Origin of the sequence: Corynebacterium endometrii, from assembly GCF_004795735.1 — a bacterium.
Lineage (GTDB): Bacteria > Actinomycetota > Actinomycetes > Mycobacteriales > Mycobacteriaceae > Corynebacterium > Corynebacterium endometrii.
In genome coordinates this window covers 932996-958308 of sequence record NZ_CP039247.1, presented here as the reverse complement: position 1 = coordinate 958308, position 25313 = coordinate 932996, and the positions used below count along the sequence as shown (strand labels likewise).

26 protein-coding genes are annotated in these 25313 nt (G+C 58.9%); 11 read left to right on the top strand and 15 right to left on the bottom strand.

What is annotated here, in order from left to right:
- Nucleotides 1–6: 6 nt before the first annotated feature.
- Complete coding sequence (locus tag CENDO_RS04370) at nt 7–174, bottom strand: DUF3117 domain-containing protein (RefSeq protein WP_136140951.1); 168 nt, start codon at nt 172–174, stop codon at nt 7–9.
- 197 nt (nt 175–371) lie between these two features.
- Nucleotides 372–725, bottom strand: coding sequence for a cell division protein DivIVA (locus CENDO_RS04365; RefSeq protein WP_210726569.1), 354 nt, complete (start codon nt 723–725; stop codon nt 372–374).
- A 198-nt stretch (nt 726–923) separates the two neighbouring features.
- Between CENDO_RS04365 and CENDO_RS04360 the strand changes: the two genes are divergently transcribed.
- Entirely contained in the window at nt 924–2861 is a 1938-nt protein-coding gene (locus CENDO_RS04360) for a hypothetical protein (RefSeq protein ID WP_136140950.1), read from the top strand.
- Nucleotides 2861–3664 (top strand): glycosyltransferase family 2 protein, encoded by an 804-nt coding sequence (locus tag CENDO_RS04355; RefSeq protein ID WP_136140949.1) that lies wholly within the window; start codon nt 2861–2863, stop codon nt 3662–3664. The genes CENDO_RS04360 and CENDO_RS04355 overlap by 1 nt, the downstream gene beginning before the upstream one ends.
- A gap of 36 nt (nt 3665–3700) precedes the next feature.
- Here CENDO_RS04355 and folP read toward each other — a convergent pair whose 3' ends face one another.
- Genes folP through dapE form a run of 3 tightly spaced genes read right to left on the bottom strand, consistent with a single transcriptional unit; the run spans nt 3701 to nt 6518 of the window.
- The gene (gene folP, locus CENDO_RS04350; protein WP_246014383.1) at nt 3701–4546 is read right to left on the bottom strand and encodes a dihydropteroate synthase; all 846 of its coding nucleotides are present in this window, start codon (nt 4544–4546) and stop codon (nt 3701–3703) included.
- Nucleotides 4547–4549: 3 nt separating this feature from the next.
- Nucleotides 4550–5314 (bottom strand): LOG family protein, encoded by a 765-nt coding sequence (locus tag CENDO_RS04345; RefSeq protein WP_136140948.1) that lies wholly within the window; start codon nt 5312–5314, stop codon nt 4550–4552.
- Nucleotides 5315–5342: 28 nt separating this feature from the next.
- Nucleotides 5343–6518: a succinyl-diaminopimelate desuccinylase gene (gene dapE / locus CENDO_RS04340; RefSeq protein ID WP_246014381.1), complete on the bottom strand. Its 1176-nt coding sequence runs from the start codon at nt 6516–6518 to the stop codon at nt 5343–5345.
- A gap of 200 nt (nt 6519–6718) precedes the next feature.
- Here dapE and CENDO_RS04335 point away from each other — a divergent pair, with 200 nt between their 5' ends.
- The 5 genes from CENDO_RS04335 to CENDO_RS04320 all read left to right on the top strand — a co-directional run bounded on the left by CENDO_RS04335 (nt 6719) and on the right by CENDO_RS04320 (nt 10554).
- On the top strand, nt 6719–8134 hold the full coding sequence (locus CENDO_RS04335) for an amino acid permease (RefSeq protein WP_136140946.1): 1416 nt from the start codon (nt 6719–6721) through the stop codon (nt 8132–8134).
- A gap of 334 nt (nt 8135–8468) precedes the next feature.
- Complete coding sequence (dapD, locus tag CENDO_RS04330; protein ID WP_136140945.1) at nt 8469–9440, top strand: 2,3,4,5-tetrahydropyridine-2,6-dicarboxylate N-succinyltransferase; 972 nt, start codon at nt 8469–8471, stop codon at nt 9438–9440.
- 209 nt (nt 9441–9649) lie between these two features.
- Complete coding sequence (locus CENDO_RS11140) at nt 9650–9817, top strand: hypothetical protein (RefSeq protein WP_168707167.1); 168 nt, start codon at nt 9650–9652, stop codon at nt 9815–9817.
- A 2-nt stretch (nt 9818–9819) separates the two neighbouring features.
- The gene (locus CENDO_RS04325; RefSeq protein WP_136140944.1) at nt 9820–10056 is read left to right on the top strand and encodes a helix-turn-helix transcriptional regulator; all 237 of its coding nucleotides are present in this window, start codon (nt 9820–9822) and stop codon (nt 10054–10056) included.
- 3 nt (nt 10057–10059) lie between these two features.
- Entirely contained in the window at nt 10060–10554 is a 495-nt protein-coding gene (locus CENDO_RS04320; RefSeq protein ID WP_136140943.1) for a hypothetical protein, read from the top strand.
- A gap of 92 nt (nt 10555–10646) precedes the next feature.
- Here the strand turns inward: CENDO_RS04320 and CENDO_RS04315 are convergent, their stop codons facing one another.
- The 8 genes from CENDO_RS04315 to typA all read right to left on the bottom strand — a co-directional run bounded on the left by CENDO_RS04315 (nt 10647) and on the right by typA (nt 18970).
- Nucleotides 10647–11225, bottom strand: a complete 579-nt coding sequence (locus CENDO_RS04315) for a GtrA family protein (protein WP_246014379.1) — start codon at nt 11223–11225, stop codon at nt 10647–10649.
- A gap of 43 nt (nt 11226–11268) precedes the next feature.
- The gene (locus tag CENDO_RS04310; protein ID WP_136140942.1) at nt 11269–12060 is read right to left on the bottom strand and encodes a pseudouridine synthase; all 792 of its coding nucleotides are present in this window, start codon (nt 12058–12060) and stop codon (nt 11269–11271) included.
- A 66-nt stretch (nt 12061–12126) separates the two neighbouring features.
- Nucleotides 12127–13242: a succinyldiaminopimelate transaminase gene (gene dapC, locus CENDO_RS04305; protein WP_136140941.1), complete on the bottom strand. Its 1116-nt coding sequence runs from the start codon at nt 13240–13242 to the stop codon at nt 12127–12129.
- Nucleotides 13243–13276: 34 nt separating this feature from the next.
- Nucleotides 13277–13600: a ferredoxin gene (fdxA, locus tag CENDO_RS04300; RefSeq protein WP_136140940.1), complete on the bottom strand. Its 324-nt coding sequence runs from the start codon at nt 13598–13600 to the stop codon at nt 13277–13279.
- A 52-nt stretch (nt 13601–13652) separates the two neighbouring features.
- Entirely contained in the window at nt 13653–14078 is a 426-nt protein-coding gene (locus CENDO_RS04295) for a hypothetical protein (RefSeq protein ID WP_136140939.1), read from the bottom strand.
- The gene (mshB, locus tag CENDO_RS04290) at nt 14071–14997 is read right to left on the bottom strand and encodes an N-acetyl-1-D-myo-inositol-2-amino-2-deoxy-alpha-D-glucopyranoside deacetylase (protein ID WP_136140938.1); all 927 of its coding nucleotides are present in this window, start codon (nt 14995–14997) and stop codon (nt 14071–14073) included. Before mshB ends, CENDO_RS04295 begins: the two co-directional genes overlap by 8 nt.
- 98 nt (nt 14998–15095) lie before the next feature.
- Nucleotides 15096–16946 carry an ABC transporter family substrate-binding protein gene (locus CENDO_RS04285; RefSeq protein ID WP_246014377.1) on the bottom strand — a complete coding sequence of 617 codons (1851 nt, stop codon included), beginning with the start codon at nt 16944–16946 and terminating at the stop codon, nt 15096–15098.
- Between the two features lie 113 nt (nt 16947–17059).
- Nucleotides 17060–18970 (bottom strand): translational GTPase TypA, encoded by a 1911-nt coding sequence (gene typA, locus CENDO_RS04280; protein WP_136140937.1) that lies wholly within the window; start codon nt 18968–18970, stop codon nt 17060–17062.
- 511 nt (nt 18971–19481) lie between these two features.
- Here typA and CENDO_RS04275 point away from each other — a divergent pair.
- Nucleotides 19482–20201 carry an Rv1157c family protein gene (locus tag CENDO_RS04275; RefSeq protein WP_246014375.1) on the top strand — a complete coding sequence of 240 codons (720 nt, stop codon included), beginning with the start codon at nt 19482–19484 and terminating at the stop codon, nt 20199–20201.
- A gap of 5 nt (nt 20202–20206) precedes the next feature.
- A complete protein-coding gene (locus tag CENDO_RS04270; protein ID WP_136140936.1) occupies nt 20207–20743 on the top strand; it encodes a ribonuclease FAU-1 family protein in 537 nt (178 codons plus the stop codon).
- Between the two features lie 126 nt (nt 20744–20869).
- Here CENDO_RS04270 and CENDO_RS04265 read toward each other — a convergent pair whose 3' ends face one another.
- Nucleotides 20870–21772 carry a 2-dehydropantoate 2-reductase gene (locus CENDO_RS04265; RefSeq protein ID WP_136140935.1) on the bottom strand — a complete coding sequence of 301 codons (903 nt, stop codon included), beginning with the start codon at nt 21770–21772 and terminating at the stop codon, nt 20870–20872.
- A 123-nt stretch (nt 21773–21895) separates the two neighbouring features.
- Here CENDO_RS04265 and CENDO_RS04260 point away from each other — a divergent pair, with 123 nt between their 5' ends.
- The gene (locus tag CENDO_RS04260) at nt 21896–22834 is read left to right on the top strand and encodes a DUF808 domain-containing protein (protein WP_136140934.1); all 939 of its coding nucleotides are present in this window, start codon (nt 21896–21898) and stop codon (nt 22832–22834) included.
- Nucleotides 22835–23059: 225 nt separating this feature from the next.
- Here CENDO_RS04260 and zupT read toward each other — a convergent pair whose 3' ends face one another.
- Nucleotides 23060–23863: a zinc transporter ZupT gene (gene zupT / locus CENDO_RS04255; RefSeq protein ID WP_136140933.1), complete on the bottom strand. Its 804-nt coding sequence runs from the start codon at nt 23861–23863 to the stop codon at nt 23060–23062.
- 186 nt (nt 23864–24049) lie between these two features.
- Here zupT and CENDO_RS04250 point away from each other — a divergent pair, with 186 nt between their 5' ends.
- Nucleotides 24050–25297, top strand: coding sequence for a hypothetical protein (locus CENDO_RS04250; protein WP_136140932.1), 1248 nt, complete (start codon nt 24050–24052; stop codon nt 25295–25297).
- Nucleotides 25298–25313 lie beyond the last annotated feature (16 nt).

The following is a 25313-nucleotide window of genomic DNA, read 5'->3' as shown; positions in this document are numbered from 1 at the left end:
TCCAGACTAGCTGGCGGCCTCTGTAAGGAGCGAACCGAGCTCCGCCGCTTCCTCTTTGCTTAACTCAACGACGATGCGCCCACCACCGTCGGAAGGGATGCGCATCACGATCTTGCGTGATTCTTCCACCGCTTCCATCTCGCCGCCAGTTGTACGAGGCTTCATAGCTGCCATCGAAGCTCAACTCCCATTCATAAAGCTAAAATATAAGCGACCATAATTTGGTCACCCTTGCTATTTTACGCGGTTTTGCGGTGCTTGGGGCCGCAAATTCGCACCGCAACGGGCTGAAGTGGGCCCTGAACAGGCGTTTCCAAAACGTTCGAGTGGGCTAATTCTTTCTTTTCATCCCACAGCGACGCACGGGCCGGTCACCCGTTAAGGTTCAGGTTCTCGCTTTGCCCAGTAAGCGGCTGGGTTTTAGGGTCTAGCGGTGACGCCGGAGCGGCGTTTCGGGCTAGGCGAGCCTCGGCCTCGGCAAGGCGGTTAGCCAAGGACTCTATTACATCATCGACTTGATCTTGGCGGTAACCGCGTGCCACCACGTCAAAGGCGATATCAGCAAAGCGATTGTTCTCCACCGCGCTACGGTTGGCACGAGGCACGTCAATGTCAGCATCCGGGGTGCCCAGACCGTCAAACCAGCCGAATGTTGCGCTCCAGGCCCAGGTGCCAAAGATGATGAGCAGGATCAGGATGGCGATGAGAACAATCCAGGAAAGCATGGCATTCATGCTACCGTTTGCGAGCCCAAGGGCTGACACCGTGCTCCATCTTTAGCTCCAACACATGCCGAATCCCTACCCCCTACTACGAAGGCGGGAGGAATGAACGTTACGGGAGAAGACTTGAGCTGAGCCACCGCGCTTTAATATTGCCTAGTTTCCCAATATTTCACTGTCCACGCATAAAATTTATAAATTATGAATCTCCCTATCTACAGCGACAATGACTTTTGCTCCGGATCACCTAGCCCCGCGCGAGCCAGAGGCCTCCAAGAACCAGTTGAGGTTGATAAAAGCAGCATTGCCAGCATCCTGACTAAAGCCACCGAGAGTCCCAATAGCAGGAATTTCATTGAGCGCTTGCTGCAGGATGCATCAGTAGAAGATTTCACCACTCTGCTGAACCAGGTAGGAAGTTTCCAAGAGACGCGAGTGGTCATCGAGGATTGCCCAACCTTTTCCTACCTTGACCTGGTCACGGTGTTTGGATTGTTGGCCGAGAAAAACACTGACGATCTTAACCTGTTGGACTTCTGCGCTACGTGGTTTGAGGAGAGGTATCCAGACAAGCAAAGCTTGGACCCGTTCTTTTCCAAGACCATGAACCGGGTTGCGTTCCTGACTAGATACAGAAACACCGTCAGCTATTGGCAAGAAGAACTGCGCACTTTCCGTGCAACCAACGACTGGACTATCCGTGAGTACTTCATTTCAGCGGTACTGTGTGAGCGTTTCCGTTTCGCCAAGGATGTTGAAGGACTGCATGAACTCTTGGTAACCGGCCAGGGTGTAAGCAGCTCTTTTAAAACCACTGCACTTGGCCAAGCAATTGGTGGCTATGCCCGTCTCTTGTTAGAAAAACCCACGTATACCAGCAAGGTCATTTCTGAGTCAGAGGAGATTGCGGATCTTCCGTATCTACTCAAGTCCGCTATCCAAAATTCGAAGCCCTTTGAAACGCTTCGTGTCCGGGATTTGGTGCTCTCAGCCCTGGATGAGGCGCCTAATGCGCAGCGGCTGGCCGGTATCACGGTGGAAACCATTAAACAATTCCAAACCAATTCAGAGGAATTTGGTGAATCCCCGCAAGACCCTTTATTACTGCTCAAGTTGGCCCGCGCCTACCGGCGTTCGGCCCAGTTTGACGCTGCTTATTCAACAATTTCAATTGCCATGTCGCGCGCTAACGTAGGCACTTCATTTTCAATCGAGATAATGGAGAGAATCCTTCAGGAGCGCACACAGATTATTTTCACCGTCGAATCCTATGATCTGATTAAGAAGGCCCAGCAGGCAGCGGAACGGATGGAAGAAACCGAATCAAGGGTCAATACCAAGCTTGATAACAACACGCTTCGCTCTACTGAGGTACTAGCACTGTTTTCCTCGGCCGTTGCCTTCGCGGTTGGTGCTGCTTCTATTGGCTCCAACCAGCAGAATCTGGCATCCGCAGTTATCATCTCCGGAATCTTGCTGATTGGCCTCGTAGCCTTCTCCGGCTTGATTTTTGTCATGACCCGGAACCTCACCGATACCGGGGTAAAATCCGCGAAGCATCCTCCTACGCAAAAGCAAAGAGAGCGTGAGCTTGAACGGCGCCTACGGCGTTCTCTGAGTGAGAGCATAGCTGACCGCGTTGATAACCAGATCCAGCAGCAACTGGCCGATACGGTTGCTCACACCGCTGACTTACACGGTGAGATGTCTGCGTCCGCGCGCACGTGTAAAGAGTGCGGTGAAGCCGTTGTGACAAGAAGATGTACGTTGTGTAATTCCGTGTTCGTTCAGCACGCAAGTGAAACGCCCAAACGGGACACGTGTGCGTCATGCCTGTCCTTGTCCCAGAATCCAAATAACAAATACCTTGAGTTCTCCCATAACCCAACCCCGGAGGTGCTCAAGGCCATTGAAGAGGCAGACGCCAAGGCTCAGAATCGTGAGCGCCGCCGAGTAGCCTGGTACCGCAATTCAGTGTTCGTGTCTCAAGCCTCCATCCTTATTGCGCTTGGCGCGGTGATCCTGTCAATCGGCGCGTTGGCTTTTAATGGGTCATGGTTTGTTGATGAAACTCCAGTAGATTCTTCAGAAACCGCCGTGGCACCCGTCGAAGAAACCAATCCCGAAGTTGAAAGCTAGTGACCGTGACCCAAAGAACCGTCTACAGTGTTGTTTCTGCCGTAGCTTGTAACCGCACTGATTACCTTGGTGACGTGCTTGAAACCCTCAAGGCTCAGGAGGTTCCTGACCACATTGAGCTTGAGTGGCAGGTGCATTTTGACGGCCCGGTAGATGAAAAGACCGAGGCTGCACTTCGCGCGTTGCTTGATGAGCCATGGATCGAAGTGGGATTCAATTATCGCTGGCGTGGAATTGGCATCACGCGCACCAAGGCTGCAACGCGCGCACGTGGCGAATACATCAAGAATCTCGACGGCGATGACCTTCTTACCCCAGGCCAGATTGCCCGCGAGATAGCGGTTTTTGAGTCCAGGCCTGAAGTTATGTGGTCGGGCAGTGAGGTTACAGATCTGCATCCGGACGGTTCCACTAGCGGATATGACCGCTCACCTGCCGGCGGCATCATCCCACGTGATTCAACATTTAACTACTGGATGACCCATGATTACGTGCTTAACGTCCACCCCACGACGATGTGTATTAGGCGTCAAGCGCTATGGTTATCCGGTGCATGGGGCGCGGTGGAAACTAGCGAAGACACCTGGCTCATGCACTCTCTCAACACGCTGTTTTTGGGTTACTTCCATTCAGCCCCAGGCACCATTTACCGCAAGTGGGATGGGCAGATCACTGCTACCGAAGAGCATAACGCCACCCGTAGCCTTAGCTACCGACGCGAGGCAATAACCCGGCGAGTTCTTGCATTGCGTGAAGTCAGGGACATCCTGGCCCCTCACTTTGATGGCGAAGCTTACAAGTAGGCACACCGGTAGGAGTAGCGCTACCGGCGGACCGTGTTAGACAAGTCCGCGCCACGAGTTGATGGGCGCAAACGTGCCTTCAATCGCGGCAGTCATGCGGATAACATCCATGGTGTCTTGCACCTCATGCGCGCGGAATACCGCCACGCCACGGGCCGCAGCCCAGGCGGTGGCGGCCAGCGTGCCGGGAAGACGCCCTGTTGAATCTCGCTGCAAAACCTCCCCTATGAAGCCCTTGTTAGAAAGCGCCATAAGCACAGGAAATCCGGTGGCAACCAGTTCATCGACCCGTTTCAAAAGCTCCAGGCCATGGAAGGTGTTTTTACCAAAGTCGTGCGTGGGATCTAGGAATGTAAGCTCTTCCGGGCAGCCCAGGGAAATTGCGCGCTCGGCCTGGCGGGTGGTCTTTGCAATCACGTCTTGGACCACATCGTCATAGTGCACGCGGTTGGGGAAGGTGCGTGGGGTTACGCCACCGGTGTGGGAACAGACGTAGCCAACCTTATGGTGACCCGCCACCTCGACGAGCTCGGGCTCCCAGCCCGCCCACGTGTCATTTATCAGCCCCGCACCGGCCGCGATGGCGGCCTCCGCAACCTCGGCGCGCCAGGTATCTACCGAGATTGTGACTGCCGGGTGTCGCTCGTGGACGGCCGCGATGGCGGGGATAACGCGGTCAATTTCCTCCTGGGCATCCACGCTGTCCCCTGGGCCCGCTTTTACGCCGCCGATGTCAATGATGGTGGCTCCCTCAGCAACCGCTTGGTCGCAACGCTTTAGCGCGGGCTCAAGGCCAAAGGTTGCGCCCTGGTCATAGAAGGAATCTGGGGTGCGGTTCACGATGGCCATGACCTGCGCCAGGCCAGAAGGTTTCTGATTCATGTCCTAGCGTTCGAGTCCCTTGACACGCAGATCTGACATGTCCTTGTGGATGGTGGTGATGTACTCAACGGCCTCATCGGCTGAATCGGTGAGCAAGAACAGGTTGTTGTCCTCCGGGCTGATGTAACCTTGCTCGGTCATGGTGTTCTTTAGCCATTCCACCAGGCCGCCCCAGTATTGGGTGCCCATGAGCACGATAGGAAACTTGGTGACTTTGCCGGTCTGGACCATGCACATGACCTCAAAGAGCTCATCCATGGTGCCCAGGCCGCCGGGCAGGCAGATAAACGCCTGGGAATACTTCAAGAACATAGTTTTGCGGGCGAAGAAGTAGCGGAAATCGATGCCCAGGTCCACGTACTCATTGAGCCCCTGCTCAAAGGGCAGCTCGATTCCGAGGCCCACGGACAAACCGCCTGCCTCATGGGCGCCCTTGTTGCCGGCCTCCATGATGCCGGGGCCACCGCCGGTGATAACGGCGTATTCGGCGGCAACGAGTTTGCGGGCTACCTCCTCCGCGAGCCGGTAATGCTCGTGGTCAGGCTGGGTGCGCGCGGAGCCAAAGACGGATACCGCCTTGGGAAGTTCGGCCAAGGCATCAAAGCCGGTGACAAACTCGCTTTGGATACGCAGTACGCGCCACGGGTCACCGTGCTGCCAGTCATAGGTTGAACCGGACTCCAGCAGGCGCTGGTCATACGTGGAGGTGTCATTGGCATCGCGGCGGGTCATCACCGGGCCCCGCTTGATGCGTTTGTGTTCAGTCATCGCTGTCAACGTCCTTTTGGTCTACAAGTTACTTGCTGGTGAGGTACTGCATCAGCTCGCCGGCGACGCTAGTAATCTGGCTGACTGGGCACTGCTCGTCTACCTTGTGGGCAAAGCCGGGATCGCCACAGCCGAAGTTCACGGCTGGCACGCCCATCTCGGAAAAACGTGCCACATCGGTCCAGCCGTACTTGGCGCGGAAATTGCCGCCGACGGCCTCTACAAGCGCCCTGGCCGCGGGCTGACCCAGCCCCGGCATCGCGGCCGAGGCCACGTCATCTACCTCAAAGGTCACCGCGCCGGGCTCGGCTAACTCGTCACGCTGGTCGTAGGGGCGCTCCTGAGATGGTTCGAGGTGGAGCACCTCCAATAGATGCGCCATGGCCTCGTCCGTAGAGCGGTCCGGGGCGAAGCGGAAGTTTACGAACATCCACGCAATATCCGGGATGGTGTTCGTAGCCACAAAGGACTCCAGCTTCACGATGTTGATGCCCTCCTTGTACGTGCACTCATCGATCGTTACCTCCCGTGGGGTGTACTCATTGAGGTAGGCCATGGTCTTGGCCAGGGTGTGGGTAGCGTTGGATCCCAGCCACGCGCGGGCCGAGTGGGCACGCGTGCCGTGAGCGGTTACCCGGATGCGGATAGTGCCCTGGCAGCCGGCCTCGATGATTCCGCCGGTCGGCTCGCCCAGTAATGCTAAGTCACCCTCTAACCATTCGGGGTTGTCTTGCTGCAGGTGCGCAAGCCCGTTGTACTCCATGGACACTTCCTCGCACTCGTACGCGATCAGAGTGAGATCATGGGCCAGCTCCCCGGCGCGGTCCCCCGCGACCAGCTCCGCGAAGGCGTGGAGATAGACCGCCATTCCGGATTTCATGTCGGTGGTGCCGCAGCCCCACATCACCTCCTCGCCCTCATCATTGGTTGCGATGTGGTGCGGAACGTTGTCCGCGATGGGCACGGTATCGATGTGGCCGGCTAGCACAACGCGGGAAGCATGGCCGCGGTTAGTCCGTGCGCAGACGGTATTTCCAAAGCGAGCCACCTCCAGCTCGGCACCTGTGGCATCCTTGAGCCCCCGCAGCGCCGTTTCTATAGCGTCCGCTATCTCTTTTTCGTGATGGGAAGGGCTGGGGATATCAACTAGGTCCTTGGTTAGCTGAATGGGATCTGCAAACAAATTCAATGCCGAAGTACTCACCCGTGCCATGGTACCGCCAATCGTGTGACCACGGGACGGGGTAAACCTCCCCCTTAAGCCCTCCACATGGGGCTAACGCAACCGGCGTAGTTTTGTTTCACCTCCCCCTGACACGGGTAGACTGACGCTCGAAACATTTGCATAACCGTGGCGCTATGTAGTCACTATGCGAAGCCGATATATCTGTACTGGAGAGCTATATGACAACTCAGTCCCAAGGCGCGGCGGCAAGTTCCGTTGAGCCGAACAATCAAAAGCTCAAGACTCGCCACATCACCATGATGGGCCTGGGATCCGCGGTGGGCGCCGGACTCTTCCTTGGCGTTGGCGTGGGCATTCAGGCCTCCGGCACCTCAGTGCTTCTGGCTTACGCAATCGCCGGCCTGCTGGTCGCGGTCATCATGTTCATGCTGGGCGAGCTGGCTTCGGCCCGCCCCTCCCTGGGGTCATTTTCCACCTACGCGGGACAGGCCTTTGGCAACTGGGCTCGATTTACCAATGGCTGGATGTATTGGTTCATGCTCATCATGGTGATGGGCACTGAGATCACCGGCGCCGCCGCGATCATCAGCGGTTGGTTTGGCGTGGACCCATGGATCCCAGCACTTATCGCCGTGACCTTCTTCGCTGTGGTTAACTTCGCCGCCGTCCGTGGTTTCGGCGAGTTTGAATTCTGGTTCGCCATCATCAAGGTCGCGGTCATCGTAGCCTTCCTGGTGCTGGGCACTTTGCTGGCCATCGGCCTCTGGCCGAACACGGATACGGCCAATCTTTCCAACTTCACGGATAACTTCTTGCCTAACGGCGTTCCAGGCTTCGCCGCCGGCCTGTTGGCCGTAGCGTTCGCCTTCGGCGGCATCGAGCTGGTCACCATCGCGGCCGCCGAGTCTGAGGATCCATCCCACAACGTTGCCACCGCCGTACGAGCAATCATCTTCCGCATCATCATCTTCTACATCGGCTCCGTACTGCTGATTGCCTTGCTGTTGCCATTCAGCCAGATTCAGAACGCTGACGTCGCGGCCCAGTCCCCATTCACCCAGGTGCTTGGTCTGGCAAACGTTCCGGGCGCGGTTGGTTTCATGGAGGCCATCATCGCCATCGCCCTGTTGTCTGCATTCAACGCGCAGATCTACGCCACCTCCCGATTGGTCTACGACATGGCTGAGGATGGCAACGCTCCGGGCTTCTTCCTAAAGAAGAATCACTCTGGTGCGCCAATCAATGCGGTCATCCTTTCCATGATCTTCGCCTTTGCCTCCGTGGGGCTGCAGTACTGGAATCCTGAAGGGCTGCTGGCATTCCTGTTCAACGCGGTGGGCGGCTGCCTGCTAGTTATTTGGATCTTCATTACCGCCGCGTATATCAAGCTCCACCCGGAGCTAATACGCAACGGTGAGACCTCCGTGATGCGCGTGAGTGGATTCCCCGTAGTGCCGATCCTCGTCCTGGTTGGCCTGGGCGTGCTCATTGTGTTGATGCTCTTCGATGAGAGCGCTCGTGGCCAGATTTTCGCCGTCGCCATCCTGACCGCCGTGCTCGCGGTTCTGGCCTTTGCTTTCGGCGGCAAGGGTTCCGGCAAGCGCCATGAGCGCGAGCTCAACGCCTCGAGCTAAAGGCTTACCGCCCCCTCCCGGGACGGTGCGCGCGGCATCGTAACGTGCCCCGTTGGAGACACCTTGGTGTGACTTCGGCGGGGCATTTTTGACGCTTTCGCCGGATGTGACTTTGGCCAAAGTGAAGCCTGTCGCTAAGGACAATGGCCGGTACGCCCGCTATACTTCATAGCCAGCTCACGCCCCGTGTCCCGCGATGAAATCCACGCTAAAACGTGCATGAACTGATCCCTTTGGATACGGTCAGGCGCCGCGGGACGCACCCGGCGTGGATGCATGTGACTTTGGCATGCGCATGACAACTGATCCCAACATAAAAAGGCTTTAATCACCCATGACTTCAGCATCCGCTCGCGGCCTAGCGACCATCACCCATGACGGAACCGTTCTGGACGTGTGGTTCCCAGCGGTTCATACTGACCAAGAGGTCACCGAGTCCGGCACTGAACAGCTCACCGAGGTTCCCCAGCAGTTCGCTTCCCTCGTCGGCCCGGATGAGGAGCGCGGCGTGGCCCGCGTCGCCGTAAAGACCTCCATCAAAGACCTTGATGATGCACCACTGGATACCTATGACGCTTACCTGCGTCTCCACCTCTTGTCCCACCGCGCGGTCAAGCCCCACGGCCTGAATATGGACGGCATCTTCGGCAAGCTGGCTAACGTTGTATGGACCAACTACGGCCCGTGCGCGGTGGCTGACTTCCAGATGGTGCGCGGTCAGCTGGCGTCCCGCGGCCCGGTCACCGTGTACTCGGTGGACAAATTCCCACGCATGGTCGATTACGTAGTACCTACCGGCGTGCGCATCGGCGATGCTGACCGCGTCCGCCTGGGCGCCCACCTGGCTGAGGGCACCACCGTCATGCATGAGGGATTCGTTAACTTCAACGCCGGCACCCTGGGCGCCTCCATGGTCGAGGGCCGCATCTCCGCGGGTGTTGTGGTTGGTGACGGTTCTGACGTCGGCGGCGGCGCCTCCATCATGGGCACCCTGTCCGGCGGCGGCAAGGAGGTCATCTCCGTCGGCGAGCGCTGCCTGCTTGGCGCCAACTCCGGCGTGGGCATCTCCCTGGGCGATGACTGCGTGGTCGAGGCTGGCCTCTACGTCACCGCGGGCACCAAGGTTGCTGTATTCGGCAAGGTGGCCGAGGTAGCCGGCGTTGAGGAGGGTCACACCATCAAGGCTTCTACCCTGTCCGGTGCCTCCGGCATGCTGCTGCGCCGCAACTCCGTCACCGGTTCCGTAGAAGCAACCCAGTGGAAGGCCGAGGCCGTAGCGCTCAACGCCGACTTGCACAACAACTAACGTTTGGCGCTTCGCATCGAAGCCATCAGCACTAATGCCCCCGGCCACGTGGTCGGGGGCATTTTACGTTGCGCAGGATTGTCAGCCGTGGTGCAGAGCCCGCGCCCGCACAGCCTCGGGGGCGTCCCGCTAAGGCCATCTGCAGCGTCAACCCTTGACAGTATGTAAAGAATAGTTTACATTCGGTTATGTAAAGAAAAGTTGACACTATGAGAGGACAACTTGGCATGTCTCCCAGCGGATTCCTGGCCGATTACCTTGAGGGGTTTCCTGGTTTGATGATGGGCTCACTCGGTGTGCTTCTTATCATCGCCAACCTCATCCGTGTGCAGTTTCCGTCCGGTGAATCACCCGTCTCAAGGAAAGAAGACCACTAGGCATGACCACTCAACAGGCCGCGCGGAATGCGGTTGAGCACCCCAATATGGTTCGCAAGTGGCGGCGCTGGAAAGAACTCTCCCAAGCCGAGCTGGCCTCGGCAGTGAGCGTCTCCCGCCAAACCATCGCGAATATCGAAAAAGGAAACTACTCCCCCTCCGTCCACTTGGCGTTGGCCATCTGCCACGAACTGGGAAAGAGCGTCGAGGAAATCTTCGGCGATGAACAGGAAGCATAAACCATGAGTATTACTAGGTATTTCGCCGATTACGCATTCGGCCTCGCCAAGGAAACCACGGATGACGAGTATCAAGAAATGATGTGGTACAAATCCTGCGCGCTGGCATATGCTTCGTTGCCGTTCTTCTTGTACTCGGTTGGCGCGGTACTGGCTTGGGGCCTGCCCGGTATGTACACGCTGATGTCCGCCCTGATTATTATCCCCATCATTTGCTCTGAGTCGATCGCGCAAACCTGGCTCAAGGATTTCGCGCCGCGTCCGCGCGCGAACGTGAACTCAAAGTTCACGGCACTTACTATGCTGCCCGCAGTGTTGATGATCGCTGGAATCGTTTACCGCCTCTTTAGTGTCAACCAGGACAGCATGGCCCAGGGCGCAATGGTTGGGGCGGTAGCAGGAACCGCTGTAGCGGCTATCGTCACGCCCGTGGTTATCAATGCGGTGCGCAAAAAGGATGAAAACCGCTTCGATTCTCAACTCGATGACGAGGAATAGCCCCTCCCCCAAGTGGAATCTGGACGGGCAGTTTAACTCCCGGGCCATGAGGCACTAAAAGCACCCCTTGGGGTGCTTTTACAGTTTGGGTACTAGGCCCGCACGGTAGGTTCGGTTTCCTCGACCACGCGTGGCGTTTTAGGCTTGGAGCGGAAGGTCCAGAGCTTATTGACCACGAAGTTAATGGGCATTGCCGCGACAATCGAGATAGCCGTGGCGTAGTACAGCGGGGTGCGCAGGCCGGTTGAACCGTCGAAGATGTCACGCGGCAGCGCGATTGGCGAGGTGGGGTTCATCAGCAAAACTAGCACGATCTGCTGGAATACCATCGCCCCCAGGCCCGTGGCCAGGAACGGAAAGAAGCCGCGCAGCCAGCTGACCTTGTTGATGTGCTTGAAGGTCCACATCCTGTTGAGCTGGTAATTCCACATGTTCGCCACCAAGAAAGCGATGATGGTGATGAGGTTGTACCAACGAACATTAAATTCGGTGCCAAACAGCGGGAAGAGCACGTCTTCCTCATGGATGCCCCATCCGCCCCCCAGGAGCTTGGTGATGAGGTACATCGCCACCAAATTCACCACGGTGCCGGAACCGCCCACCATGCCAAACTTGATGAACTGCCCCATGTTGTTAACCACGCGGGTGCCAATGGGGCGCCGAGTGCTCATGCCTGGGCTCCTTACACTACTGGATGGGACGATAACCTAACCTCTAGAGCGTACTCTTCAGCACCCGTCCGGACCTAAATACTCGCAGCCTGCCGTCCAAAGGGTCAGTAAATTCACATGCTGCGTGCAGCAGTGACATAGGACTTGAAAAATCATACAGATCCAGCCCGCGATCCATCGGGTACGTGTCATCGCCAAGTATCGGCGCACCTAGATGATTGAGCAGCACCCTGAGCTGATGGGTGTGCCCGGTAACCGGCCAGAGATTCGCTTCATTCCCGGCGGCGAGGACGCGGGTTACGGTCGTGGTTCCAGATGAATCGACCTTAACCTGCCTACTCCCCTTCTCCTTACGCATGCCCAGGATGATGGTTTCATCCACATCCAACGGATGGACTGTCAGCGCCTTGTAGTGCTTGCGCACCATCCTGTCCTGGAATAAGCGCTGGTACCGGCCCCTCGTATCCGGGTTACGGGAGCATATGACCACCCCGGCGGTCAGGCGATCTAGACGGTGCAGCGGCACGATATGGTCTTCCCCATAATCCACACGCAGGCGGGTCTGCACGGTCTCACGGACCACACGGCCATTCGATGTAGTGGGAAGGAAATGCGGCTTATCTACCACAATCAGGTGCGCGTCCTCATAGAGCACTTCATAGTCATAAGGGATGGGCGGCTCGGGAGGCACAGCTGGGTGAAACCACGCTAATGTCGGGGTTGCCAGCCGCGTGCCCGGCGGGATAATTTCCCCGGGCGCAAATAGGGAATCCCCAGCGCGGCCCGCATAATATACGGGCGCACCGGGGTCTTTTGAAACTTCCCCCTTAAGCATCACCTTACGTGGGGAGATTCCCTCTCGGCAGCCTATAGGCGCAGACGTCACGGTACGAAAACCGGTTTAAGCATTTTGAACGGCCTGCGCGAGACGAGCGCAGGCGGCGTCAACGCGCTCATCGGTGCCGTTGAGCCCCACGCGAACATAGAGCTCACCCAACGGGCCGTAGAAGTCACCGGGGGCTACAAGGATTCCCAGTTCGGCTAGCCAGTCAACCGTGGTGCGGCAGTTTTCCCCGCGGGTGGCCCACAGGTACATTCCCGCCTCCGAATCCTCGATGGTGAAGCCGGCCTCGGTCAGCGCCCGTACGAGCTTGGCGCGGCGGGCAACGTACCGGTTGCGCTGCAATTGCTCCGACGAATCATCTTCCAGTGCCGCAACCATCGCTCCCTGGATTGGGCCGGGAACCATAAGCCCGGAATGCTTGCGCACCTCGAGCAACTCAGCGATAAGCTCACGGTCTCCGGCCAGGAACCCAGCGCGGTAGGACGCCATGTTTGCGGTCTTGGACAGGGAGTGCATGGCGATGAGGCCGGTGTGATCACCATCGGTTACCCGGGGATCCAGAATGGATACCGGCGGATTGGCATCGTCCCAGCCAAACCCCATGTAGCACTCGTCCGCCGCCACGATCGCGTTGTGCTCCCTTGCCCACGCCACAACGGCGCGCAAGTGGTCGACGCCCAACACCTTGCCCGTTGGGTTCGAGGGGGAATTGATAAACGCCAGTGCCGCTTCACCGAATTTAGCCGGGTCATCCTCACGGACGGCCTGGGATCCGGCGATGAGCACGCCCACCTCGTAGGTCGGGTACGCCACGGAGGGGATGATAACCTTCTCACCACGGATCCCCAGCAGCGTAGGGAGCATCGCGATGGCTTCCTTGGTGCCGATAACGGGAAGTACGGACTTCTCATCCAACCCGGTCATGTTGTAGCGGCGCTCCAGCGCGGCCGGAATGGCCCTGCGCAGCTCCGGGGTGCCCATGGTCTGAGGGTAGCCGGGCACGCCAGCATTCTCGGACAGCGCCAGCTGCACGCCAGGGGCCACTTCATCTACTGGATTACCTACGGACAGATCGACAATGCCGTCCGGATGGGAGGCGGCCTTTTCCTTGACCTGGGCCAGGGAGTTCCACGGAAAATCCGGGAGAGTGTGTCCAAGTGGTGTACGTGCCATGAGCTAGCGCCTTCCGGGAGAGAAAGTGGAAATATTAATCCTGGTTTTGTGGTGGCAATGCCGCAACGAAAGGCGGGTCAAAGTCCTGTGGGCCAAGCGCTGCGGCGCCGCCTGGGGAACCTAGCTCGTCGAAAAATGCAACGTTGGCATCGTTGTAGTCGAGCCACTCGTCCGGGACGTCATCCTCGTAGAAGATGGCTTCGACCGGGCATGCGGGCTCGCAAGCGCCGCAGTCCACGCACTCATCTGGGTGGATGTACAGGGAACGCTTGCCCTCATAAATGCAGTCAACTGGGCATTCCTCAACGCAGGAACGGTCCATTACATCAACGCAAGGCTGAGCAATTGTGTAAGTCATAAGGGATTCTCAAACTCCTGAACAAACGATTGTCATGCTGAGGTCTAGTATGTCACTTCGCACGCAGGATTGGCCACATGCCCCCACCCAAACCGGCAAACAGCAACAAAAACGGCAATAGATTGGCCGGCATCCACTGGTGTCCGGTCACCTCACCGGCCACCAGGAAAGCGAAGAAACCCGTGGCCCACACCGCGACGGGGATTGCCGGAAGCACAGAGGCTACGTGCTGACGGGATTCCGGGCGCACCCATAAAGCCGCGGTGCGTGTGAGGACCAAGTTGAATAAAAACGCTATCGCTACGGTGAACGGGAAGTAGAACTTCGTATCCGCCCCAAGCGTAACCACCGTGTCGAGGTAGACCACCTCTAACAACAGCGATAGCAAGGCGCCCAACGCTAGCCAGACAAAGGCCATGACGGCTTCCCCACTGCTAAAATCCGTACGGATGAGCCGGCCCGCTGGCGCACTACTCATAGTCAATGCCTCCTATCAACGCGGCAGCACCGTGGGCCGCAGCGGGGTCTACGCTCGGTGGCAGCTGGCCATGGCCGAGCTGGAAGTGTTCACGACGCGTGAGCGCCATGGTGTACAGGTTAGACAACGCGAACGCGTGGGAGGCTACGGACGGTTCTTTCATGGTCGCTATGGCCGCATGAGGGTTAGTCCGGGAGACGGTCCCATCTGCCATCCAGATCTGTGTGGCATGGGCAGCCAGAGCATCGTGCTTCGCGGCGAAATCCACGTCATCAAGCTCCAGGGCCACGTCATAGCCTTCATTAGTGAAGTTATCCAGGTAGGCCTTATCAGGCTTGGTCCAACCTTCCGGCGGGACTATGGTCTCTAGCGCTGCGTACGCGTCGGCCCGCGATATTACCGCCCACCATACGCGCGGGACGGCCCACTGAGAATCCTCTATGGCCCCGTGTACCGCGCGGTGAACGGCGATATGGTCTGGGTGGCCATAGCCCCCGTCGGGGCCGTAGGTGAAAATAAGATGCGGCCGCGCATCGTCGATATGCCGAGCAATGAGTTCGCGCGCCTCGCCGACACGGTTAACCAGTGCACGCGGGTTTTCGTGCGCCGGGGACCCCGCCATGCCGGAATCCCGGAAGTGCCCGGCACCGCCCAGCAGCCTGTAGTGGATGCCTAACGCCTCAGAGGCGGCATCTAGTTCGAGGACGCGGAAACCGCCCAGCAGGTTAGCGTTATCAACAGTTAGCTGGCTAAAGGTCTCGCCAATGACCTCACCCTCTTCGCCCAGGGTGGCCGTGAGGAGCTCTACGTGCGCCCCCAAGCGGCGCAGCTTAGCCAGCACCCCGCCCGTGAACAGGGCTTCATCATCGGGATGGGCATGGACCGCAAGGACCCGCAGCCCGTTCAAGTTTTCCGTCATAAATGCGACTTTTCTTCTAAATCTATCTCTTGCTTGGCTTTTGCTTTACTCGATGCGCGTTCTGGGGCCCACATCGCTGCGCGGGCTCCCAGCGGCGGTTAATTGCTTATTTTCCAGTCTGCCGCGGTGGCCAGGCTCTCAGACCACTGCTCAACGCGAGGCCCCGGACCCACGATACCCGTCCCCAACGCGTGTACCCGAGTTTCATCGTAAAGCGGTACGTACAACACCTGCTCCCGGTTAAGGGCGCGGACCTGCTGCAGTGCACCGCGAGGTTCAATCTCACCCGACAAAACCGCATTGAGCGTTTGTTCCGCGTTGTCCGGGCAGTAGCCCGAGAGATCTCCCGCCAGCGGCAGCGTGGATTCGGTACTCGTGGAATCCCCGTTTTCCTGGGACTCGATGGGCGAACCAGAATCGATATAAGTCGTGGTTTGCGTTGTGGTACCTGCCCCCTCACCGCCGGAGGGAACCGTGCCTTCAGCTTGCGCTTCACCGGTGGCGCTAGCCGAAGTCTGCCCGGCCGACTCTGTTGCCCCGGACCCGCTGTTGGCCACGGCGCCTGAAGGGTCGGCGGGAACCAAGGTCTGGGCGGTGCACTGGTAGAACTTCGCCATATTGAAAGACGTGAGGGCGGTTTCCTCCCAGGCGATCACTGCATCCACCGCGCCGGTTGGCAACAAAGTGGACGTGATAGCGTTCATGCGCTCTTGTACCACTACCGCGTCCACCCCCGAGCCATTGAGAACATCAACGATTGTGTTCGCTGCGGTAAAAGCCTGGGTGTCAGACGGGTCAACGGCAATCCGCACCGGAGTCTCATCCGCCCGCAGCTTCAGGGCACTGAGATCCCCTGAAGATTCAGCGCGATTATTGGTCACGGGGTTAATCCCCACACGCAATGCGTCGGTGCGCCCAGTGGCGATACGCGCTACGAGAGCCGGATCGATGAGGGACGCAAACTGGCGGCGCAGCGGCTCTGAGCTCAAAGCGTTCGGCATCGTGGACATATGAAGGCGCAGCTGGCGGGTAGTGTTTACCGTCTGAGCCTGGACCTCTGGCACCAATTGCAGGGCTTCGCTGGAGGTCTGCTGCGGGGTGAAATCCGCGAACCCAATCTGGTTTGATCTCAGCATCGTGGTGGCCTGCGCGGTATCCCGCACGGTGCGGAGCTGCAGCACGTCGACGTTGGCAGGCTGCGCACCCCAGAAACGGTCATTGCGGTTTAAAGTGATTAGGCCGCGCGCGGTGTCAACGCCGCTGAGCACGTAACGCCCGGCGGATGCGGGTATGCCTGAGTCTAAGGCGCCGACGAAACCGTTAGCATCTGTCTGCAGAATATGAGAGGGCAGCAGGTGGTCGAAAAGCAGCTGCCACTGCGCCACCCGGGTGTTGAAATCAACGGTCACCACGCGTCCGCCATCAGTGGAGGTCACGGCCGAAATAGCATGGTATCCCGCCGGTTGACTTACGCCGGCGGTGGAGATCATCGATCGCCACAGGTACTCGAAATCCGTGCCAGTTAGAGGAGTTCCATCTGACCACTGCGCGGCGGAAGAAATGGAATACTGCACCCGCTGGGCCACCCCCTTGGGAGGAGTTACTTCCTCTGCGGAATCCAACAGATCCTTATTGAGGCGCCCGTTATTGAAGGCGGACGGCAACACGAGATCCGCTATCTGCATCACCAATTCAGAATTATTGGCCTGCAGATGCGGATTAAGACCTAGGGAGAGCGGATCCACGCCTACGGAAATAGTGCTGCGAATTGGCCGCCCCGTTGGATCAACGTTCCCACCCGATTGCCCATCGACCACGGACTTATCGGGGACAGTCACTGGCTGCCCCTCTTCCTCCACCACCGGAGGCGGGCCAGGGTTGGCCATGCAGCCCGCAAGCAAACAGGAGCACAGCGCCGTTGCGGCAACTGTCCGAAGGCGTAAAGTCATGCGGACCATTTTACCCTCCGAACTCCAAATTTCCGCTTCACTAAAACAAGCAGACCCGCCCACGCTCTTTCGATTGCGAAAGGGCGTAGGGCGGGTAAAGCGAGCTTAAGGGCTTACTTATTGAGCTGCTTGGCGCGGGAAGCGGCGCGGCGGCGGTCCGTTGCGGAAAGCTCTACCTTGCGAACGCGCAGGACGTCAGGGGCAACCTCGACGCACTCGTCGTTGCCACAGAACTCGAGGGCTTCCTCCAGGGAGAGGGTGCGTGCCTTGTTCAGGGTCACGGTGGTATCGGCGGAAGCCGCACGCATGTTGGTGAGCTTCTTCTCCTTAGTGATGTTGATGTCCATATCCTCATCACGGTTGTTAGCTCCCACAACCATGCCCTCATACGCCTCCATGCCAGGCTCCACGAAGAAGTCTCCACGGTCGGCCAGCTGCATCAAAGCGTACTGCGTAATCTGGCCCGAGCGGTCGGCAACGAGCGAGCCGGTTGGGCGGGCCTTGATTTCACCGGCCCATACGTCCAGGCCGTCGGAGATGGAGTTCGCGATGCCAGCGCCGCGGGTCTCGGTCATGAACTGGGTGCGGAAACCAATGAGGCCACGGGCGGGGATGCGGAATTCCATGCGGACCCAGTCACCCTCGCGCACGTCCATGGACTGCATCAGGCCCTTGCGGTTCGCCATGAGCTGGGTAACGGCGCCCTGGTACTCGGACGGCGTATCGATGGTGACGTGCTCGTAGGGCTCGTAGGTCTTGCCATCAATTTCCTGGGTCACCACCTGTGGCTTGCCCACGGTCAGCTCGAAGCCCTCACGGCGCATGGACTCGATCAGGACGGAAAGGGCCATTTCGCCACGACCTTGAACTTCCCAGGCGTCTGGGCGTTCGGTAGGAAGCACGCGAATGGAAACGTTACCAATGAGCTCCTGGTCCAGGCGGGCCTTGACCATGCGTGCGGTGAGCTTATCGCCGCCACCCTGGCCGGCCATTGGGGAGGTATTGACGCCGATGGTCATGGAGATAGCGGGCTCATCAACCTTGATGCGCGGCAGTGGCTCCGGATTCTCCACGTCGGCGATGGTGTCACCAATCATAATGTCGGAGATACCGGAGATGGCCACGATGTCACCGGCGATGGCACTAGTAGCGGGCTGGCGCTCAAAGCCAACGGTGCGCAAAAGCTCTGCAACCTTCACGTTCTTGACGTGCTGGTTACCCTCATCGTCATAGTGAATCCACGCAACTTGCTGGCCCTTCTTGATAGAACCGGAGTAGATGCGCAGCAACGCTATGCGGCCCAGGAAGTCGGAGGAGTCAAGGTTGGTAACGTGCGCCTGCAGCGGGCCATCAACCTTAGCGGAAGGCTCTGGCAGTACGTCGTAGATAACATCGAAGAGCGCCTGCAGATCTTCAGCGTCTGGAATGTTTCCGTCACCAGGGTTCTCGGTGGACGCCACGCCAGCACGGCCGGAGGCGTAGAGGACCGGCAGGTCCAGCAGGGTTTCCGCGGCCTCGGCCGCTTCTTCATCCTCGAGGCCGGACGCGATCTCGAGAAGCAGATCATGGGATTCGGATACAACTTCATCGATGCGCGCATCGGGGCGATCCGTCTTGTTCACGCAGATGATCACCGGAAGTTTTGCTTCCAGCGCCTTAGTCAGCACAAAGCGGGTCTGCGGCAGTGGACCCTCAGAAGCATCGACGAGAAGGACCACGCCGTCCACCATGGAGATGCCGCGCTCTACTTCTCCGCCAAAGTCGGCGTGGCCTGGGGTATCAATGACGTTGATAATCAGGTCAGCGCCGTCCTTGCCCTTGCCTTTACGGGTAATGGCGGTGTTCTTGGCCAGGATGGTGATGCCACGTTCCTTCTCCTGGTCATTAGAGTCCATCACGCGGTCCGCGGCTTCGCCGTGATCGCCGAATGCGCCGGACTGTTCCAGCATGCCGTTGACGAGAGTGGTCTTACCGTGGTCAACGTGTGCGACGATTGCTACGTTGCGAAACTCGGTATGGGTCACGAAAGATCTCCTAATAGAATTTGAGGTGTATGGGGGTAATTTCCAGCAGGGCATCTAACCTGCAGGGCCGCGGGTTAGAAAGATTGTCAGCGTTTCGCCGAATGGCGCTCGGCCCAGCCGTGGTGCCAGGTACCCCTTAGTGAACAACCGCACTAACAATACCCCTATTGCCCCAATTTGCCTAGATGACGTGCCTCATTGTGACTTGCGATCCTCACCCGGCATCGTTAGCAGGCGAGCCACGTGAAAATTTTCACCGCGCACATGAGCAAATGTAACGAAACGGTCACTAAGGGCGAATTAGTTGATAGCAGGTTGGGCAACCGCTTGACTGCCAGCCAAAAGTGAATATTGTTACTGAAGGTAAAGGTGTGACTTCTGTGACTTGTGTGATCTGGGTCGAATGCCGCCGGTGTATCCATCGCGCCATACATACCGGCCGAGTCGCAAACGCCCCAGAAGCCGCCGAAGTGTTCCCGCGTAAATCCCCCGAAGCAAGGAATTAGGACCTGTGAGCTCAACTAGTTTGAACCGCGCCGCCGCCTCCATCGCCGCAGCCGCTGCGGTGATTGGAATCGCGGCCCCGTCGCTAGCTCCCGCCCAAGCGCAGGCCCCTAGCCTGGCCCAGGTGAATTACCAGATGTCCTCCATGATGGGGATTGATAACCCCCTCGATGAGCTGGGCCGCCCTACCCCAGCCACGCAGGACCGCATTCGAGCGTTTGCGGAGCAGCCGTGGTTGCCGGCAGATGCACGCAACGCGATTCTTTCTGCGCTTGCTTTTGCCGCAGGCACTGGCGAATCAGGCGGGCCAGCCTTGGTTGAAGGCGGGCCAAATTTCACCCAATTCTACTGGCCAACAGTCTCCGCTAACTGCATCGGCGGCCGGGATGATTCCGTGGGCTCGGGAATCGCTGTTCCTGGCCCCACTAAGATCCCTTCGCCGGGAGCCGGCGCTGGGGAAACCGTCTTCCTGTTCACGGCACTGGGCACAGATTCGGCCGCCGAACGCCAGGGCGGAATGCGGGTTCAGTGGTTTAACATCGATACCTTCACCTCGGGTGTCACCCCCTTGGCCAACAACGGCATCAACACTGACGGCCCAACCACCGTATCCGGCACCGCTAAGACCGGTTCCGGCACCGTGATTGCACTGTTGTCCGGCACGGTTAACACCCAGACCCAATCGTGCAACTTCCTGCCCACGGCAGCATTTTTCGAGGTGAAATAGCACTTATGAGCGTCGATCTCCATCCAGTGAAGGAAGAAACCTTCAACACCGCGGATAACGTAAATGTGGATCCAAAGGGTTTCCTCCGGGCCGTGGATACTTACCGCGTCACGGACTTCGGCCTATACATGGGCCGCGGCGCCGACCATCCGCAGTTTGGTTACCTGGAGTCATGGTTGCTCCCAAGCCTGGGCATCCGCGCCAACATCTTCCACTTCCGAGACGGCGTGGACAAGAAGCAGGATTTCTACTTCGATGTCGCGGACATCAGCGTAGACGGCGATGTGTGGACCACTCGCGATCTCTACGTGGACTTGGTCTCCATCACCGGCGAACCAATTGACGTGCTGGATATCGATGAGCTCTCCGCCGCTACCTCGGCGGGCTTTATCACCGCCGAGGAAGCAGAGCGCGCCATAGACGCCACCCTTAATGCCGTTGAGGGCATTACCCGCAATGGTGATGACGCCATGGAGTGGCTTAAAGCCCAGGGCATTGAGCTCACCTGGGCCGACAAGGTAGAGCTTTCCCCAGCCTCATAGCACCCGCACCGGTACAGCTACAGCGTACGAAAAAGCGCCCTGCCTATCACTGACCATGAAGGCCGGCGTGAAGCCGGGCTCCTTGGGCAGCTTCCGGTGTTTTAAGCCCCTTAAAAATCTCCCGGCTCAGCCTAGGTGCCGCTGGCGTACCTGTTGGGCGCACAGGTCCAAAATCGGCGTGTCTACCCCATGGGCCCTACCAATGCGGCTTATCGCCGTGACCTGTGCATCCAGTTCCGTTTCGGACGGCGCCATGCCCGCCTTGAGGTCGCGCTGCATCGACGTGGTGACGTCCTGCGGCATCCGGTCTGCGAAATCCATCACCCGGGCCACCGCATCATCCCGCAGCGGCGCGCCGGCCGCCACCCCCACGCGGTAGATCTCCGCCATCACCCCTTCAAACGTGCTTCGCAAATCAGCACGCAGGTAGCCCAAAGGCTTATCCACCAGGGCGCCTAGGGCCCCGCTCGAAGAGACGAACATGGCCTTTTCCCACACGTCTTCGAAGATGGCCGGATGGTAGATTCCTTCATTGCCGGAAGCGTTGATGGCACCGGCAAAAGCGGCGGCAAGTTCAGAGTGCTGCCCATCCCACGTGCCAAAGGTATGGCTCGTGGGCCCGCCATGATATTCCACCGCGGCCGGTCCTGTGTGGTGCAGGTATCCGCGAATAACGCCGGGCCATGTGCGATGTTGACCCACCACGTCCGCCACCAGGTACGGAGTCTCCACGCAGTTTTGGGTCACCGCCACCACGGTGTCCGGGCCTATTCCTTCCAGGAGCCGTGCAACGCACGTATCGGCTGTGACTTTGACCGCCAATACCACAATGTCCAGTGGGCCGGCCTCGGCTACGCTGCGGGCTACGCGCACCTCCTTGGGGGCCTCATCGTTGATTTGAATGCCGCGCCGCCGCAACGCGTCGTAAGTAGCGCCGCGGCCGATCATCGTGACGTCATAACCGCATTCGGCCAAGCGGCCACCGAACCAGCAACCCACGGCACCGGAACCTAGGAAACCTATTCTCATTCTGCCAGTTTAGGCCTTTCGCGATACGATGGTTGAGTTTCAGCCAAGGGGTCTTGATCGCAGGAGCCTGTATCTTGGTTTTCGTAACCCCACTTTTACTGTTTCGATGAAAGGAACCAGCCAATGGCCGGTGGCCTACTTGCTCTCCTTGATGATGTTGCTGTGATTGCGCGCGCCGCCGCAGCCTCTGCCGACGACGTGGTGGCGATGGCCGGCAAGACCTCCATGAAAGCGGCCGGCGTAGTCATTGATGACGCCGCGGTGACTCCGCAGTATGTCACCGGCGTGAATCCAAAGCGTGAGCTTCCAATGATCTGGAAGATCACGAAGGGCTCGCTGCGCAATAAGCTGCTTATCATCCTGCCCATTGTCCTCCTGCTTTCCTGGCTTGCCCCTTGGGCCCTGACACCAATCCTGATGTGTGGTGGCGCATACCTGTGTTATGAGGGCGCCCACAAGATTTGGGAGAAGGTGGTCCCCCATGAGAAGGCACACCACGATCCGGTTCAGGAGCGGGACGCCAACGCCGAGGACAAGCTGGTCAACTCCGCTATCACCACCGATCTGATTCTCTCTGCTGAAATCATGGTGATCTCCCTCAATGAGATCATTGATCAGCCTTTCTGGACGCGCCTCATGGTGTTGATCGTCGTTGGCATTGGCATCACCCTGGCGGTCTACGGCGCGGTGGCCATCCTGGTGAAAATGGATGACGTTGGGCTGCGCATGATCGAACGCCGTGATGGCAAGGCCTCCATAGGCCATCTGCTGGTTAAGGGCATGCCATACGTCTTGTCCCTCATCGGCATCGTGGGTACCGCAGCCATGCTGTGGGTGGGCGGTCACATTATCGTCGCCGGCCTGGATGAGTTCGGCTTGTCATGGCCCTATGAGACCATCCACCACTGGTCCGAGTCCGTACCTGCGGGTGTTGTTTCCTGGTTGGTCGATACCGGCGCGTCCATGGTCTTTGGCCTTATCGTCGGCATGATAGTCCTAGGCGTCGTATCCCTGGTCAAGCCACTTTTTGGCAAGAATAAGCCGAAAGACGCAGCACACTAAGCTACCAGGCCATTAACAGCCATCTCACCAAGCCGCAGCGCACTCTGCGCTGACCCCTGGCCGGTGAGGTGGCTGTTGGCGTCTTGCGCCTTTGTGTGGCGGTAGCCTCTCACGCCCCAAGGCATGGCCGCCCACGCCCGTGCGGTTGACCATTATCCGGCCCGTGTTAGCTAGGCGAGAATCGGCCACATCGATTGCGCGGGCCGACTGGGGCGCGCGGGCGGGCTACATAAACAGCACCAATGAAAAGGCCATGACGGCCATTCCGCCGATCATGCCGTAGATGGCGCTGTGGTGCTCGCCAAATTCCTCTGCCGTAGGCAGAAGTTCGTCCAGGGAGATAAACACCATAATTCCGGCCACGCCGGCCAAGGCAACGCCCATGGTCATGGGCCCCAGCAGTGGCATGAGGATGAGGAAGCCGATGACGGCGCCTAATGGCTCGGCCAAACCGGATAGGGTGGCCCACCAGAAAGCCTTTTTGCGCGAGCCCAGTGCTTCGCGCAGGGGCACGGCCACGGCGATCCCTTCCGGGATGTTGTGAATGGCAATCGCCACGGCAATGGGAATGGCGATGGAGAGATCCTCAAGACCCGAGACAAAGGTTGCAAAGCCTTCGGGGAAATTGTGCACGGCCAGCGCAGCGGCGGTGAATACGCCCGCTTTCATTAATCGGCGCCTGCGCGCCTCCTCATCGGTTGTGGATGGCTCGTGGGGGTTAATTTCCTCCGGCACTAAGCGGTCGATGATGGCGATGACGGCAACGCCGCCGAAGAAGGCGGTGACCGCAGCGCCCATGGAACGCATTTCTGAGTCGTAGACCTCACCGAAGTGGTTAGCGGCCTCCGGCAGGATTTCCATGAAGGACACATACAGCATCACGCCTGCCGACAGTCCCAGGGATGCGGCCAGGAACTTGGGCCCCGGCGCCCTGCGCCCTACCGCTATTGCCCCGCCGATGGCGGTTGACAGGCCTGCAAACAGCGTGAGTCCCAGCGCGAAGGCAACGGTTGACAGTTCGTAGTCCAAAGGTCCGTCCAGTACATCTCGAAATTAGGTTGAAATAATTTTCAATACAACAATAGCGGTAGTTACCCACGCTTAGATGAAATACTCGGCAATCGCGCCTAGAGTTTGTATCTAGAATCTCTGAGCGACCCGCGGGGCCGTGAAGATCCCTAAACATTGTCCGCACTAAACATGAGGTGACGCCCCATGCAGCTTTACCCCCTTCCCGCTGCCCATTTGGGGGTTGAGCACGTCACTATCCTGGACCACGTGGTCCTTGGCACGGCTTTGTCCATTCCACGCCTGAACGAAGCCCCGGTGCTAATGGAGGTAACGCTGGAGGCGAACCCGCTTAACCATTGGTGGAAGGTGCGCAGCCCGTTTGGGATCATAGGCTTCTTAGACGCGCAGGAGTCTGCCGAATTTCCGGATCTGGACCGGTTGCTAGCCTCCCAGCTCAATCCGGCCACGTGGGCCACCGCGGAGATCATCGATGGGGACATCGAGATCGCGGTCCACCTGGGGCTTAACGTGTGGAGTGTCCCGCGAAACAACCAGCCGGCGGGCTCAGTGCTATTTAACGGCGGCCAAGGCTACATCCTTGATACTTCCGTGGCAGATGACCTCGATGAGTATCAGCTTCTGGCCATGGGGACCTGCCAGCTTATCGCTACCGTCGCCGCAGTGGGCGAACACCTGGTGGCCGCCATAGACGATGTGGCCCTGGGGGCGGTGCGCCTCGAGGATGTCAGCGCCGGCCTCGTAGATGTGGTGCGCCAAGCGCAGCAACAAGGCACCGTGGTCTGCGCGCGCGCATACGTGGCATCGGGCTGCATCGCCGTGGATTTGCCCGCCGCGGATTCTGCCGAACTCTTTGCCGCGCCCCTGCCCCAGATCACCACCCCGCATGATGCTCCCATCATTCCGCCGAAGGAATCCGAACTGCCGCACCCGCTCGAATTTGAATTCTCAGTGGACGCGGAGGACTTTGCCTCCCACTCCCCGGCCCCTCGAGGGCCTCGAGCCATTTCTTCGATCCTTAGCGCCTCCCCGCCAAGCGGGGTACCCGCAGGACCCGTGCCCGCAGGCGAACCCCCAGTGGGCGGCCAGCCCCTGGAGACCCCCGGGGCTTCCACAACGGCACGGCTGCCCGAACGTGAACAAGAGCAGGAACAAGAACCAGAACTCGATTCAGAACTGGATCCGCACGCGGGGAACAAGCCGGGCCTAGAACCGGAGGCCCAAGGAAAAACCCACGCGCTGGCTCAGCCTGAAGCGCTGCTGGAACCGGCCACCGCATCGGAGGGCGGCCATGCGCAGCAGCTGGTATCCGTTGCCGAACTCGTCAACGCCCTTGCGGGCTCCCAGCCACCCAAGCGTTCAAACTCTGAGTCGGCCCGCGTGCACCAGCGCCGGCCGGCCCGCCGCCGCAGGCGCGGCCACCACCGTCGATAGGGGCACGTTGATCCCG